Consider the following 13908-nt stretch of genomic DNA (forward strand, 5'->3'; position numbering starts at 1 on the left):
GCCCTTTCCGGGAGCCAGCGCGGACTGCCAGTGCGTCAGCAGTCGACCGGACCCTTGATGGCGGTCACCGTGGCCTCGATCTCCTCACAGCCCTCTAACGTCTTTGCCCCGGCACTGGCGAGCCTGATGCCGAGCAACTCGCCCGGCTGCACATCTCCCACGGTGCGCACCACCGCCCCATCGCGCTTGCGGAAGGTTACAGCGTACCCACGGCCCATGACCTTCAGCGGACTCATCGCATCCAGGCGGACAGCCAGGCGCTGGAACCGCTGCTGGGCCTCCGAGAGGGCCTGCCGCTGCAGGGCCTCCAGCCGGGACTTCTTCTCGGCCAGCTGGGCCCGCTCGGCCGCCACCCGGGCCGCCGGAGAGGCCCGCTGCAACCCGAGCTCCCCTCTGGCCAGCTCCGCCCGCCGGGTGGTGATGCTCGCGCGGGCCGCTTCCTGGAGCCGCGCCGCCAGCTTCAGCAGGTTCGCGCGCTGCTCCCCGAGCCGGGCCTGGGGCCGTGCCCGCTGGAGCCGCTCCTGCAGCCCTCGCAGCTTCTCGCGGCGCTCGCGCTGGGCGGGCCGGAGGGACCGCATCATCAGCTCGAGCTGTTCGGAGAGGAACAGCCGCTCCTGCCCCATGCGCCGCCGGGGATCCACCAGCCGCCCGGCCAGGCTGCCCAGCCGCTCGCGCAGCTCCGACTGCCGCCGCATCACCGCCTGGCGCAGCCGCGAGCCATGGGTGGCCAGCGTCAGCTCCAGGTCGCTCAGCACCGGCGAGAGCCGCTCCGCCGCCGCGCTGGGCGTGGCCGCGCGCCAGTCCGCCACGAAGTCCGCGATGGTGAAGTCGATCTCGTGGCCAATGGCCGACACCACCGGCACGGGCGAGGCGTGAATCGCCCGCGCGACGAGCTCCTCGTTGAAGGTCCAGAGGTCCTCCACCGAGCCACCGCCGCGCGTCACGACGATGACGTCCACGTCCGTGTGGCTCAGGCGCTCGAGGGCGTTGGCCACCTCCAGCGCCGCGCCATCGCCCTGCACGCGCGCGTCGGCCAGCAGCACGCTCAGCCGGGGGTTGCGCGAGTGCAGCACGCGCAGGAAGTCCTGGAGCGCCGCGCCGGTGCGGCTCGTCACCACGCCGATGCGCCGGGGCAGGAACGGCAGCGGGCGCAGCGGGCGGATGCGCCGGTCTCCAATCAGCCCCTCGGCGGCCAGCCGCTCCTTGAGCTGCTCGAAGGCGAGCGCGCGAGCGCCCTCCCCCACCGGCTCCAGCTTGCTGATGATGAGGCTGTAGCGACCCTGGGGCGCGTAGACGTCCACGCTGCCCTCGGCCACCACCTCCAGGCCATCCCGCAGGGCAAAGCGCAGCCGCCCCGCCTGCGAGGCCCACACCTTCGCGTCGATGCAGGCGTCCGCATCCTTCAGGGTAAAGTACAGGTGGCCTCGGGCGTTGGCGCCCCGGAAGCCGGACACCTCACCTCGGACGAGCACGCGCGGGTAGCGCGCCTCGATGGTCTCTTTGAGCTGCCGCGTGAGCTCGCCCACGGACATCACCGTGCGCGAGGGCCGGATCGGAGCGCCAGGCAGTGACGCCAGCGGCACCGACACCTCCTGCACGGGGGCGGGCCGCTCCATAGCCACGGGCCGCTCCACCTGAGAAACCCCCAGGGGAGCCTTCTCCGGGGCCGGGGGCGGCTTGGGCGGAGCCACGGCAGCCGGAGGCTTGGGCGCCTCGGCGGCGCCAAAGAGATCCCCCTGCACAGTGGCAGCGGGGATCTCCTCACCCGCCTTGCGGCGCTTCTTCATCGCTGGATCTTGTCGAGCCAGGTCTGCGCCTTCTGGTGGGTCTCGTCATCCGCCGGCGTCATGGCGATCACCTCCCGGAACTTCGGGGCGGCGTCCTCCGGGTTGGCGTCCTTGAGGGCGTACGCCTGGAGGTAGAGATCCTTCGCCTTCTGGCGCAGCTCGGTGAGGATGTTGCTGGCGCCGGCGTGGCCGGGGTCCGCCTGGATGGTGCGCTTGGCGTACTCCACCGCGCGAGCCCACTGGCCAGCGGCGCGGGCCGCCGAGGCGCTCTTGTAGAAGATGTTCGCCGCGCGAGTGCCGGCGTTCCTGGCCATCTTGCTGGGGCCGCGCGAACCGGAGATTTCCTTGTCCAGCGCGAGCAGCCGGGCCAGCCCCTTGGCGTCCAGGTCCTCCATCTTCTTGTAGAGGTTGCCGAACTCCGTCATGTCCTTGAGCATCTCCTTGCACTTGGGCTTGGAGACGCACGCATTGGCCAGCGCCACGGCGCCCGACAGATCGCCGTCCACGAAGCGCGCGGAGGCCTGCTCCCAGGGCGGCGCGGTGGGAGGCGGCGGAGGCGGCGCCACCGGCGTGTCACGGATGCGGATGAGGCGCACGGCCTCCTCGTTGATGAGCTTGCCGTCGCGGCTCTCCGGGTAGATGGCGAGCACGTCGTCGGAGATGGCCTTGGCCTGATCCAGTTGCTTGTTGTCCAGCAGCGTCCGGGCCACCTTGGACTGAGCGTCGGCGGCGTCCTGCAGGCCGCGCTTGAGCGCGTTCACCTGCTCGAACATCGTCGTCTCGGCGGTGATCTTGTCCACCTCGGACTTGGCCAGGGCCAGCTTCTTCTCCGCCAGCGCCGCCTGGGCCGCCTTGAGGTGCTCCTGGTTGGGGATCTCCTTGTCCACCTGCTGCAGGTAGTCCGACAGGCCCGGGTAGTCCGCCGCCAGTGCCTGCAGTTCCAGCAGCTTCGACTTGGCCTCGGTGTAGCGGCCCTCGCGGATGTGGTTCTTGGCATCCTGGAACATGATGGCCAGCGCTTTGCGCTGCTCGGCGTTCAACTGCTGCTCGGCGATGAGCCGCTGGCGCTCCTTCTCCTTGCCAGACTGAATCACCACGAGCCCCGCGATCAGTACGACCGCCATCACGCCGCCGCCGATCATCATCATCTTCCGCTTCTTCAGCGTCGCCGGATCGACTTCCTTCTTCGCCGCGCGCCCAGGCCGCACGCGCTCGGGCCGGCCGGGCCGCACCGGCGCGCCACCACCCCCGGGAGAGGGCGCACGAGAACGAGCCGAGGCGGCGCTCGCGGTGATGTCCACCATCATCGTGGCGTTGGACACGTCGGTGTACGTCACCTCGGTGTCGCCCATGGTGATGATGTCGCCGTTGGCCAGCACCGTCTCGTCGGTGATCTGCTCACCATTGACGAGCGTGCCGTTGCCCGAGCCCAGATCGCTCACCGTCCAGCCATTGCCCACGCGGCGCAGCGAGATGTGCTTGCGCGAGACAGAGGTGTCCTGGATGCAGATCGGGTTGTCCGTGGAGCGCCCGATGACGTACTCGTCGTCCTCGAGCTGGAACTCCTCACCCTCCTTGGGCCCCGCGGTGACGACCAGCTTGGGACCGTTGTAGGGCAGCGGTGCCGAGCGGACCGCTGGAGCAGTGGTCCCGGTCTTGCGCACGGGCCGGGACGAGCCCGAGCCCGAGGGAGGTCCACCCGAACCAGCAGAGGTGGGACGGCGTCGTGCCGGAGGAGAGTTCGCCATGGGAATTCACCACTTCTCTTAGAGAGCACGAATTATAGCGGAAGCTCGTACTCGGTCGCCTTCTCTATTGCCAGATTGTGGCAGCGATGTTCAGTCGTAGGGAAGCGCCGGATAACCTCTTGCACGGTCGCTAGGGCCTTATCCCCGTCCCGGTATTGAATGCTGCGTTGGAAATCGAGCATCAACTTCCGGCACGTCTGATCCATCTCCCCTGCTGTGCGAGCAAGCATGTACCGCACGTCCTCGTACAGGTCCTCAGGCTTACGCTCCATGGCCTCCAGGGTGATCCAGGAGGAGCGGAACAGCTTCCACGACTTGTAGAGGTTCTCGGAACCTACATCCTTCTGCTCGTAGAAGCGGCGGGCCGTGGCCGCTTCCTTGTTCGCATTGGCCATCAGCTGCGCCTGGGGCAGCTCCGGTACGGGGATGACCTCCACGTACACGTTCCACACCCGCCACCGGTCCTCGGCGGGAGGGTTGAGCACGTTGTCGAAGGTGACCCGATTGGTTTCCCCGCGGCGCAGCATCGCCAGCGGGAGCAGCAGCTGCAGCTCGCGCTCCTCCGACTCCTGGCTGTCAGTGGGCACCCAGCCCAGGTCCACGCCGTTGAGGCTGATGCTCACCTCGCGCGACTGGGAGATGTCCCGCGCCTGGTAGTGTAGGACAGCCAGCGCCCGGGTAGGTGAAGCGAACTGGAACTCGAAGCCCTTCGCGTCCGGCTGCTTCCAGGTGACGCCATCGCCCAGGCCGAAGGAGTCCGAGACAGGCGAAGCCCCCAGCTCGGTGGGCTCGGGTCCCGAGGGCCTCGCGGGCCCCTTCACCGACCGGGTCGAGCTGAGCAGCCCCAGCACCACCATCAGGATGAACAGTCCCGTCACCACGCCCGCGACGGCGCGGAGCCTCGGAGGCAGCTCCCGCCACTTCACCAGGAGCTGGCCCTGGAGGGAGGTCATCTGCTGGCGGCGGAGCCGGGCGCGCTCGGCGGCGGATGGAGCCGTGGCCTTCGGGGAGGCCTTCATGTTGACCGTGGAGACGTCCGTGTCTCCCGTCGCGTCCAGGGGCGCGGCAGCGGCCTTCGCGAGCTGCGCGGGCATGCGGATCACCGTGGGGATCGGCATCTCGGCGATCGTCGCTGGCGCATGGAGCGCCCGGGGAGCGTTGATGGCGGTCGCTTCCGAAGGCGCCTGGGACTCCGGCCCCGGCTTGTTGAGGACCGTGGCCATCTCGAAGTCGGAGAAAGCGCTCGAGGCGGCGCCCTTGGGCAGCGGAGCCAGCACGGACATCTCCGGGAGCGTGCGAAACCGGCCGGTGTCCTCCGACTCGATGGCCTGCATCTCCTGCTGAGTCTCCGCCCGGGTGATGAGGGTACTCGAGCGGCCGCGCTTGCCCAGCGGCGGAGCCGGAACTGCTGGGCGCTCCTTCTCCGTGGGATTCAGGGCAGTGAAAAGGAACTCGATCGGCCCGACGGCGAGCCGATCGCCGCTGCGCAGCTCGTGCTCCTTGTCGCGAGCGAGCGGCTTGCCGTTGACGGAGGTGCCCTTGGCGCTGCCCAGATCGATGACGTAGTGCCTGCCGCCACGCGAGAGGATGCGCGCATGGCGGCGGGACACGCCTTGATCGTGCAGCACCACATCGTTCTCCGAGGCGCGGCCGATCTGGATCTCATCATCCTCGAAGGTGATCTCGCGTCCTTCCTGGATCCCCTTCGAGATGGCCAGCCTGAACCCCAGAGCTAGCCTCCGACGTTGCCGAACATGAACTGGAACACGATGGGCCCGAACAGCACCATGAACACCGTGGGGAAGATGCAGGCGATCAGCGGGAAGAGCATCTTCACCGGAGCCTCGCCGGCGAGCTTCTCGGCGCGCTGGGTGCGGTCGATGCGCATCTGCGTGGACTGAATCCGGAGCACCTTACCGAGGCTCGTACCCATCTTGTCCGCCTGGATGAGCGCGGTGACGAAGGTGGTGAGCGGCGGCAGATCCACGCGGACGATCATGGCCTTGAGGGCCTCTTCACGCGTCTTGCCCATCTTCAGCTGCTTGAGCACCAGGGCCAGCTCCTCCTTGAGCGGACCGGCCTTGCCCTTCTCCACCACCTTGGCGAGCGCGCCCGTGAAGTCCAGACCCGCCTCCACCGACAGCGTGAGCAGGTCCAGGTTGTAGGGCAGCGCGCGGGAGATGAGCAGGTGGCGCTTCTTCACCTGATCGCTCACCCAGATCTGCGGGTAGAACATGCCGAACAGGGCCATGACCAACGACCAGGCCAGGTTCAGCCCCAGGCCGTTGGCCAGGATGAGGCCGCCGATGAGCCCGAAGAACGCACCCACCTCCTGCAGGGCCATGATGTCCTCGGGCTTGTAGCCCGACGGATCACCGGCCTTGATGAGGCTCTTGCGCATCTTGGCCTCGTACCCAGGCCACATGATGTACTGGCGGTTGAGCGCGCCCATCTTGCGGATGGCCACCGAGCCAATGCCGCGCATACCGCCCGCGGACTCCTCGGCGACCTCCGAGACGAAGCGCTCGAAGACGTTGTTGTAGATGCCGATGCCAAAGAAGGCCATGGCCGCGGCGGCGAACAACGCCGATCCACCCAGCAGCAGTGAAGTGATGACCTCTTGCACGGTGGTTCCTCAGATATCGATGTTGACGATACGCCGGATGATCAGAATGCCCAGCACTTCCATGACGGCGATCACCGTGACGAGGATGTAGCCGAACAGGTGATTCATCATCGGCTCCATCAGGTCGGGGCGCATGGAGTTGAGCACCATGCCGAGCACTGCGGGCATGGACGCCACGATCCACCCCTGCAGCTTGCCCTGGGAGGTAAGCGCGTCGATCTTGCCCTCGAGGCGGAAGCGCTCGCGGATCACGGTGGAGATCGTCTCGAACATCTCCGCCATGTTGCCGCCCAGCTGGCGCGCGATGTTGGTGGACACGACGACCAGCTCCAGGTCGTCACTGCCCACGCGCTTGGCCATGTTGATGAGCGCCTCCTCCAGCGGAACGCCCAGCTTCACTTCCTTCACGAAGAGGCCGAACTCCTGCGACAGCGGCGGCAGGGCCTCCTTGGACACGTGCTCGATGGCCTGCGGGAACGTGAGGCCCGCCTTGAACGCGTTGGCCATGGCCTGCAGGGCGTCCACCAGCTGGATGTTGAACTTCTTGATGCGGCGCTTGCGGTAGTACTTCACCAGCAGCATCGGCAGGAAGAAGCCGAAGATCGTCATTCCCACGCAGAGGATGGGATTGAAGATGATGTAGCTGAGGATGCCCAGAAGGCACATCGACGCGATGTTGAGCACCAACATCTGCCGCGGGTCGATGAACAGGAACATGTCGGACAAGTCGTTCATCGACTTGGCGACGTAGCGCTCCTGATATTGCTCGTAGGCCTTCGCGAGCACGGTGAAGATCACCAAGCTGAAGAAGAAAACCGAGCCGGTGACGAGGAGTAGGACGATTCCTGGCAGCATTCGACTTCGCTCCCTGGGGGGCTGAACTCAGGACGGCGAGAGGACGGCTACTGGCCAGCCGCGGCGCTCTTCTCGGCGCCGCTGCCCTTGATGATCTGGATGATCTCCTGGCGCTTCTTCTCGAGCACGCGGGTGCGCTCACCGGAGAGCAGCGTGCTGATGGTGGCGCGGCCGCGCTCCTCGATGATGTCCACGTCGTCCTCGTTGCGGAGCGACAGGGTGAGGTTGCCGAGCTCTTGCGCCAGCACCAGGATCTCCGCCTCCTCCGGGATGACGAGCAGCGAGATGTTGGAGTAGTCGCGCTGGTTCTCCGGGATGAGGTTCACGTTGGTGGTACCGGTGATCTTACCGGTAGCCAGAACGATGACGTTCTGGAGCAGCGTCACGGCGACGTTCTCGTCCGTCTGCGGATCGCGGAAGGTGCCGATGAGGTCCACGTGGTCGTTCGGGCGAATCCAGCCGCCCACCGCCGTGGTGGCCTTGGCCTCGATGGTGATGGCGCGGCCCTTCTTCTGGACCTTGGTGGAGAGGCGCTCGGCGGCCTTCGTCGTCTCGAACTGGCTCCAGAGCAGCGGGTCACCGGCCTGCAGCGGCACCAGCACCTTCTGGTTCACCACGTAGGAGGCCGAGTCCGGCTTCACCACGGACGAGGTGACGAACTGCTCCGGCACGGAGCGCTGGGAGATCATGTCGAAGTTGACGACGGTGCCTTCAGGAATGTCCTGGGACGCCACCACCACCGGCACCAGGTTCCAGCCCCGGCGTACGTCCGCTTCCTTCTTCTTGATCGCGGAGTACGCGACGACACCGGCCAGCAGACCGAGAACCAGTGCGACGATGAGTGGAGTCTTACCCTTCAACATTGCTCAAGACCTCCCAAGGGGAATAAGGGAACGCCAGGTGGGTTCAGCTTGAAAACTTGTCGCGGGAACGGAACACGAGTGTGTCCGCAGGTACAAAACGAGGTGTGATGTTATCCGCTTGACGCACCGGGTGTCAAAGCGACCACCCGAGACAAGCCTGTAATCTCGGGACATCCTGAGGGATCTCCTGGGGATCGGCGGCGACACCCTACCTGCTAGGGCACACGGCGGACGACACCCGGACTACGGGCCAGAGGAGGCAGGCAAGTTCGGATTGTAGAGGCCGCGCAGCACCACGGGCCCGCCGGTGTCGTCGCGGAGCACCTGGGGGAGGCCCTCGGAGAGCCCCACGAGGCGCAGTTCGAACGAGGCCCCATCCGGAGAGACGAAGAGCAGCAGCGCCCCCGGGAGGAGCGTCTGCGGCACGGCCTCGGGCGTCTGCACGGGGATGACCTGGGGTGGCACCCGCTGGAAGGTCCGCGTGAAGAACAGGCGCTGGGCCTGGGTGGCGCGATCGAGCGCCTCCTGCCAGGGGCCGGGCGACACAGGCACCTCGCCGCGCTCCTGGAGCCGGTCCACCATGGTCAGCTGCACACGCTGGCCCGTCACAATCAGAGCGGTGTTGGCGGAGAGCTCAGAGGGGCGCTCGGGATGACTGCTCCCGGCGGCGCCCATCAGCGCGGCGCCCGCACCTCCGAGGATGAGCCAGGAGACGGCCAGGGGGGCGGAGCGGCCTCGGACCAGGGCCCCGAGCAGCGCCGCGGCACCAGCAACGGCCACCACCGAGCCCAGGACGAGGAGCACTCGGGGCGGCGAGCCGACATGGAAGGGGCGCCCGAGCGCGAACACCGCGTGCTGCCACTCCGGGACGGCCGCGGCCACCACCCCCGCCGCGAAGGCGAGGAAGACGGCCGCGTGAATCAGGCGCAGGGCCAGCGGGGAGCGGCCTGCGGCCTCACGGCGAACCGTCACGGGAACGGCAGGTTCAGCACGAAGTAATAGGAGTCGTAGTAGATCTGATACGCCTCGAAGAACAGGTCGAAGATGTTCTGCTTCTGAGCGCCGCCCCAGTCCATCTTCACGGACGAGCTGATGATCAGGGCGACGACGAGCACCCAGTTGATCATGGAGTACTCGACCATGGCCTGGCCTCGCTCACGGCGGCTGCGGCTGCGGGTCTTCTTGAGGTCACTCATGGGTTCTGCTCCTCCCACGGAAGCTGGGGGAAAGCCTTATCGACATACTCCATCTTGACGGTCGGTGTCTTGGGGTCGGGAAGCAACATCCGGGACTTGGCATTCACCCCGAACTCGAAGACCTCCAGGGAGTGGGCAATGCGGGGGATCTCCACCTTGGCCAGCTGGAGGATGGGAATCTCCCGGCTCATCCACGTCCGCTTGATGACCGTGCTGCGGTACATGACTTCGATGGGGACCGCCGTCACGGTGCCCGCCGGAGTCATCAGCCGCGTCTCCTTGCCCGAGCGTACCACTGGAGGCTCCCCGGCTTGACGCGGGCGGGCGGCCGGCTTGGGCTGGGACGAGGGATGCTTCGTCAGCGCCCAGTCGAGCGCCTCCTGCGAGTACTCCTGCGGCTTGTCGAAGCCCATGGCGACGATGAGGCGGGTGACGCCGTTCGGATCGAAGGCCGCTCCCCCACCCTGCCCTCGGGCAATCAGCATGCGGATCTGCGACAGCGGCGCGCGCATGGCCGGGTGGGTGCCCATCTCCATCTCGAGCCAGAGCGCGTCGCGCCCGAGCTTGTCCTTCTCCTCGCCCACCACCGCCAGCCGCCAGTAGTGGACGCGGGCACCGCCGCCATCGAGCTTGTACGTCACCCAGTCGCCGACCTGGGTGGTGCGGAGGCCCTTCGCGAGGTGATCGAGCAGCTCCCGACTCGGCATGGCCGCCGAGGCCGGAACCGACACGAGCAGCAGGAGCGCGAGCGCCAGCCCCCTCATGGCGCGGCCTCCTTGGCGGCCTTCTTCGCGCGCTGCTCACGCTCGTAGGCGGCGCGGCTCTGGCGCACGGCCTCGCCGTTGGGCAGGGCGTCCGGCCGATCCGAGCCCACCCACATCTGAAGCACCGCCGTGGTCTCGTCGTCCACGTGGCTGAGCGTCGTCACCACCTGCTCGCCCTTGCGAGCATGCTCCAGGGTGAAGCGCTGTTCACCGGCCACCTTCACGCCTGCCTCGCGCACCAGGGAGAAGCCCTGCTGTGTCATGGTGTCTGAGACCCGCTGACGCACCTCATTCAGGCTGCCCTGCACCAACGAAGAGCGGTGCTGCGAGCCGCCGGGATCATCGCGCGTGGTGATGTCCTGGCTGAACAACGTGCCCTCCAGCTTCACCGGGCCGGCGCCGGGCTTCTTGGGAGCGCGGACCCACAGGTCGCGCAGCGCGCAGAAGCCCACCGTCTTGCCCAAGTACCGGCGCACCACCACGCCACGCTGCAGGCCCTCGCGCGTGTAGAGGGCGGACACCACCGCCTCGTCCTGCAGGTCGCCCTCCACCACCGTGGGGTAACCCAGCCCGCGCCAGTGCTTGGCGAAGTAGTCGACCACCTTGTCCAGCGAGTCGTCCGTGGTGAAGTACGCGAGCCGGTAGTACTCGCCGGCGATCACCAGATCGTTGCCAATGCGCGTGTGCACAGCGCCCGGGTAGACGGGCAGCTCCTGCTCGGCGCCCGCGGACAGGGCCACGAGCAGCACGCCCAGCAGTCCGGCTCGGGCCAGCGCTCTACTCGCAGTTGACGACATTGGTGTTCTTGTCACCCTTGGTGGACTCGGCGCTGCGAGGCGCGGAGGGATCCTCGGCCTGCGGGTTCTTGCAGCCCATGAAGTTCTCGCCGCGCGCCTTGAAGATCTTGATGTACTGCGAACGATCGTACGGCTGGTCCCGGAACGGCGCCGTGTCGAAGCACATGGGCCGCGGCCAGTCGATCTGCGAGAACTTGCCCAGGTTGTTCAGGCCGCCCTCGGCCTCGGAAGGATAGGACTCGATGCCGGTGTCCTCGCCGATGCACTCGCGGCCCCACTCGCCCGCAGCGTCTCCACCGGGGCTTGGGCCGTAGTTGTGCGAGACGACGAAGGCGCCCAGAAAGTCCGGAGCGAAGTTGCTGAGGAACTGCCGGAAGCTGCCAATGCCACCCACGGCGTTCTCCAGCTGGCTGCGCACGCCGAGGAACACCATCCGGTCCACCTGCTTGTAGAGGCCGTGCGGCATGTCCGTGGGGCCACTGCGGTGCGCACCCGCGCGCCGTCCGCGCATGGTGGCATCCGCGCCGTCCTCCATGTTCCAGGCGTCCGCGTACATGGAGAAGCGGGACTTGAGCCCCAGACTGCGGATGCTCTTGCCGCCGAACGGATCCACCTTGAAGAAGCCGCCCTGCTCGCGCTGGAGGTACTCGCGGGGGATGAGCACGTCATTGAACTTCATGCTCATCTCCGCCTCGACCCAGCCCTTGGTGTTGAACTTCCAGAAGCCCAGCACCGCGTTGGCGCCGCCGTTCACCTGGTTGACGATCTCGCTGGCGTAGCCCTCACCGCCGTTGCCGAGCACCAGCCCGGCCTCGATGAGCGGCACCTCCTTGTTCGTCAGCGTGCCCGCCACGTCCGAGTACCGCGCGACGAAGTTGCCCCGCGGCGCATTGGGCTCCACCGAGTCCAGATCCTTGTAGCGCTCGGTGGCCTCCTCCATGGCCTCTCGCTGGGCGTCCGTGAAGGCCTTGTCGTGCTCGGCCTTGGCAAAGTCGCTCAGCGTGTAGCTCGTCATCTCCCAGACGGCGTAGCGCGAGAACTCCTGGAGCTTGATCTTCGCCCGCACCAACTCCGTCAGGTACATGCTGAACAGCAGGATCATCACCAACACGGGGGCGATGATGGCGAACTCCACCGTGGCGGAGCCGCGCCGTGCGAAGCGGAACTGGAGCGCTGAGGGTCTCATCGGCCGGGCTCAGTGGGTGATGATCTTCGGCGGGATGTCCTTCAGCACGCCGGGCAGCCGGTCGGCCAGCTCGCCCACGAAGGGCAGCGAGTGCCGCCCCTGGTAGACCGAGGCGAGCCGGGGCCGCCAGTAGGGGTTGAAGAAGTTGGGCTGCTCGGCCCAGTTGCCGGGGCGGTGGTAGTACGTCTGCCCGCGGGAGATGACGTTGAGCCCCTCGATGGCGCTGAGGAACTTCATCCGGTTGTTCTTCATCTCCAGGGCGGAGTTGTAGCTAGAGAACTTCAGCTGCACCTTGCCGCCCGCGTTCAGCTCCGCGATGGCGTTGGAGCCCGTGCCCTCGTGGTCGGAGTGGTTCGCGTTCCGTACCTGATCAGGCGTCTTGTTGAGCGCCACCCAGGTGGAGGGCTGGTTGAAGTCGTGCTTGTAGCGGGTGGCGGCCTCCTCGTTGGCCGCGCCGCCGCACGTGTCGCCGTACTGGCCGGGCTCGAAGTGCATGAACGGCACGATGCCCTTCCATGGGTGGTTGCCGTCCTGCGCAGGCATGACGTTGGCCGTGTACACGTCGATCTCGGGCACCAGCGGCGGGCAGAACCCGAGGACCTCCTTCACGCACACCTCGCTGCGGTGGACTCCCACCTCCGACTCGGGGCCTTCCGGCCGGTACAGCCGCAGCCAGTTGTCCCCGGCGGGCTCGGTCTCGTGGTGGATGCGCCAGTGCACGCCGCCGTTCTTGTACGAGCCCTCGGTCTCGTTCATGGCCCAGATGCTGGTCTTCGTCACGTGCTTGAAGGCCAGCTTGCTGCTCCCCGTGTCCTTGTAGCCCTTGCGCGGATCGCCCCAGCACTCGCGAGGGTTGTCGTCGTCCTCGCACGCGAACGGGTTGCGGAAGCCAGCGAAGCCCTCGGGGCCGAACTTGATCCAGTACACGTCGTCCGAGCCCAGGTTGTCGCCCTGCGCGAGCCGGCCGAGCATGGGCTCGATGCCGTCGTTCCAGTCGCGGATCGTGTTACGCGGGGTGTACGGCTTGCCCGTCTGGCTGATCTTCGAGGAGTTGGGGTTGTTCGAGGTGAGGAAGCGCGTCTGCCCGTACTTGGCGAACTTGAAGATGGGCGTGTCGATGTCCGAGCTGAGCAGGTCGCGGATGACGCCCAGGCCGTCCGGCAGCGGGAGCAGGTCACCCAGCTTGCGCGAGGTGACGAAGCCCTCGGGGCAGGCCCCGCCGCCCGAGTCGCAGGCATAGCGGGTCGCGTTGGTGATGGCGCCCATGACACGCTTGGCCCGCGCCTCTTTCTCCGAGTGCTTGTTCTTCTTCGGATCAATGGGCTCCCAGGGCGTCTTCGGAACGCCCAGCGGGCGGCCGCCAGCCTCGCGGAAGTGGGCCTGATCGAAGAGGCACGCGCTCACCACGCCCGCGGCGAGCTGCCCCAGCTTCGAGTCCACGTTCTTGTCGTTGGCGGCGATGACCGAGTCCGTGGTCTGCCCCACCTGAGTGAGCGTGGCCATCATCACCACCTGGGAGGCGAAGAACATGGCCGAGTTCAGCGTCCGGTGGGTGGGGATGACGTACTGGCCTATCAATCTGTCGGGGTTGAGGTTCCTCAAGACCCGTTGGAACGTCATGATCAGGTTCTTGAACGTGGTCATGAACCGGTCGATCACCCGCATGATCTGACTGAGGTACGGCACCAGGTTCTCGAGGATGGGACAGGCCACGGTCCAGAACAGCCCGTCTGGGTCTCCCGCGCAGGGGTTGATGGTGCGCATGAAGCCGTAGATGTCCGTGACGAAGGCCTCGGCGAAGTAGATGAGCGACAGCAGCGACTGCCACATCATCGCCGACACGTAGTGCGAGACCTGGGTGCGGTTGGCGTACGCGTAGAAGTTGAAGGTGCGCGCCTCCATGGCGGCCATGGAGTAGGCGGCGGCGTCCGCGGTGTTCTGCAGCCGGACGCGCTCGTGGATGGTGTGGCCCAGGTTCACCGTGGTGAGCACGGCGATGGACATGATGAGCACGAGCAGCGCGGCCACGACGAGGGCCTGGCCCTCCTGGCGGCGGAAGCTCTGTCTCAGGACGCGGGTGAACATG

The 13908-nt window shown here is 67.0% G+C and carries 13 protein-coding genes; 1 reads left to right on the forward strand and 12 read right to left on the reverse strand.

The genetic code is table 11. The annotated features are described in order from the left end of the window. Nucleotides 1-35: 35 nt before the first annotated feature. Genes xseA through DB31_RS50025 form a run of 3 tightly spaced genes read right to left on the reverse strand, consistent with a single transcriptional unit; the run spans nucleotide 36 to nucleotide 5196 of the window. Nucleotides 36-1787: an exodeoxyribonuclease VII large subunit gene (gene xseA / locus DB31_RS25510; protein ID WP_044192242.1), complete on the reverse strand. Its 1752-nt coding sequence runs from the start codon at nucleotides 1785-1787 to the stop codon at nucleotides 36-38. Beyond that, a complete protein-coding gene (locus DB31_RS25515) occupies nucleotides 1784-3535 on the reverse strand; it encodes an FHA domain-containing protein (protein ID WP_044192243.1) in 1752 nt (583 codons plus the stop codon). The genes xseA and DB31_RS25515 overlap by 4 nt, the downstream gene beginning before the upstream one ends. Before the next feature lie 32 nt (nucleotides 3536-3567). Further along, entirely contained in the window at nucleotides 3568-5196 is a 1629-nt protein-coding gene (locus DB31_RS50025; protein ID WP_338034314.1) for an FHA domain-containing protein, read from the reverse strand. On the opposite strand from DB31_RS50025, the gene DB31_RS50705 reads away from it, so the two are divergent. After that, the gene (locus DB31_RS50705) at nucleotides 5131-5271 is read left to right on the forward strand and encodes a hypothetical protein (RefSeq protein ID WP_157232163.1); all 141 of its coding nucleotides are present in this window, start codon (nucleotides 5131-5133) and stop codon (nucleotides 5269-5271) included. The two genes, DB31_RS50025 and DB31_RS50705, sit on opposite strands and share 66 nt — an antisense overlap. Here DB31_RS50705 and DB31_RS25525 read toward each other — a convergent pair. The 9 genes from DB31_RS25525 to DB31_RS25565 all read right to left on the reverse strand — a co-directional run bounded on the left by DB31_RS25525 (nucleotide 5268) and on the right by DB31_RS25565 (nucleotide 13907). Continuing rightward, nucleotides 5268-6101: a type II secretion system F family protein gene (locus tag DB31_RS25525; protein WP_420806724.1), complete on the reverse strand. Its 834-nt coding sequence runs from the start codon at nucleotides 6099-6101 to the stop codon at nucleotides 5268-5270. The two genes, DB31_RS50705 and DB31_RS25525, sit on opposite strands and share 4 nt — an antisense overlap. A gap of 69 nt (nucleotides 6102-6170) precedes the next feature. Continuing rightward, nucleotides 6171-7016 (reverse strand): type II secretion system F family protein, encoded by an 846-nt coding sequence (locus tag DB31_RS25530; protein WP_044192248.1) that lies wholly within the window; start codon nucleotides 7014-7016, stop codon nucleotides 6171-6173. Nucleotides 7017-7063: 47 nt separating this feature from the next. Next, the gene (gene cpaB, locus DB31_RS25535) at nucleotides 7064-7879 is read right to left on the reverse strand and encodes a Flp pilus assembly protein CpaB (protein ID WP_044192250.1); all 816 of its coding nucleotides are present in this window, start codon (nucleotides 7877-7879) and stop codon (nucleotides 7064-7066) included. Between the two features lie 243 nt (nucleotides 7880-8122). Further along, a complete protein-coding gene (locus tag DB31_RS25540) occupies nucleotides 8123-8851 on the reverse strand; it encodes a hypothetical protein (protein WP_044192252.1) in 729 nt (242 codons plus the stop codon). Then, a complete protein-coding gene (locus DB31_RS25545; RefSeq protein ID WP_044192254.1) occupies nucleotides 8848-9075 on the reverse strand; it encodes a hypothetical protein in 228 nt (75 codons plus the stop codon). Before DB31_RS25545 ends, DB31_RS25540 begins: the two co-directional genes overlap by 4 nt. After that, nucleotides 9072-9839: a hypothetical protein gene (locus tag DB31_RS25550; RefSeq protein ID WP_044192257.1), complete on the reverse strand. Its 768-nt coding sequence runs from the start codon at nucleotides 9837-9839 to the stop codon at nucleotides 9072-9074. The genes DB31_RS25545 and DB31_RS25550 overlap by 4 nt, the downstream gene beginning before the upstream one ends. After that, nucleotides 9836-10636 carry a hypothetical protein gene (locus DB31_RS25555; RefSeq protein WP_044192260.1) on the reverse strand — a complete coding sequence of 267 codons (801 nt, stop codon included), beginning with the start codon at nucleotides 10634-10636 and terminating at the stop codon, nucleotides 9836-9838. Before DB31_RS25555 ends, DB31_RS25550 begins: the two co-directional genes overlap by 4 nt. Continuing rightward, the gene (locus tag DB31_RS25560) at nucleotides 10617-11822 is read right to left on the reverse strand and encodes a TadE/TadG family type IV pilus assembly protein (RefSeq protein ID WP_044192264.1); all 1206 of its coding nucleotides are present in this window, start codon (nucleotides 11820-11822) and stop codon (nucleotides 10617-10619) included. Before DB31_RS25560 ends, DB31_RS25555 begins: the two co-directional genes overlap by 20 nt. A gap of 9 nt (nucleotides 11823-11831) precedes the next feature. Further along, on the reverse strand, nucleotides 11832-13907 hold the full coding sequence (locus DB31_RS25565) for a pilus assembly protein TadG-related protein (RefSeq protein ID WP_044192267.1): 2076 nt from the start codon (nucleotides 13905-13907) through the stop codon (nucleotides 11832-11834). Nucleotide 13908 lies beyond the last annotated feature (1 nt).

This window comes from Hyalangium minutum, from assembly GCF_000737315.1.
GTDB lineage: Bacteria > Myxococcota > Myxococcia > Myxococcales > Myxococcaceae > Hyalangium > Hyalangium minutum.

Excerpts from the sequence above, each read along its gene's own strand:
- xseA (WP_044192242.1), bottom strand. The coding sequence starts at position 1,787 with ATGAAGAAGCGCCGCAAGGCGGGTGAGGAGATCCCCGCTGCCACTGTG.
- DB31_RS25515 (WP_044192243.1), bottom strand. The coding sequence starts at position 3,535 with ATGGCGAACTCTCCTCCGGCACGACGCCGTCCCACCTCTGCTGGTTCG.
- DB31_RS50705 (WP_157232163.1), top strand. The coding sequence starts at position 5,131 with ATGGCGGCGGGACACGCCTTGATCGTGCAGCACCACATCGTTCTCCGA.
- DB31_RS25525 (WP_420806724.1), bottom strand. The coding sequence starts at position 6,101 with ATGGCCTTCTTTGGCATCGGCATCTACAACAACGTCTTCGAGCGCTTC.
- DB31_RS25530 (WP_044192248.1), bottom strand. The coding sequence starts at position 7,016 with ATGCTGCCAGGAATCGTCCTACTCCTCGTCACCGGCTCGGTTTTCTTC.
- cpaB (WP_044192250.1), bottom strand. The coding sequence starts at position 7,879 with ATGTTGAAGGGTAAGACTCCACTCATCGTCGCACTGGTTCTCGGTCTG.
- DB31_RS25545 (WP_044192254.1), bottom strand. The coding sequence starts at position 9,075 with ATGAGTGACCTCAAGAAGACCCGCAGCCGCAGCCGCCGTGAGCGAGGC.
- DB31_RS25550 (WP_044192257.1), bottom strand. The coding sequence starts at position 9,839 with ATGAGGGGGCTGGCGCTCGCGCTCCTGCTGCTCGTGTCGGTTCCGGCC.
- DB31_RS25555 (WP_044192260.1), bottom strand. The coding sequence starts at position 10,636 with ATGTCGTCAACTGCGAGTAGAGCGCTGGCCCGAGCCGGACTGCTGGGC.
- DB31_RS25560 (WP_044192264.1), bottom strand. The coding sequence starts at position 11,822 with ATGAGACCCTCAGCGCTCCAGTTCCGCTTCGCACGGCGCGGCTCCGCC.
- DB31_RS25565 (WP_044192267.1), bottom strand. The coding sequence starts at position 13,907 with ATGTTCACCCGCGTCCTGAGACAGAGCTTCCGCCGCCAGGAGGGCCAG.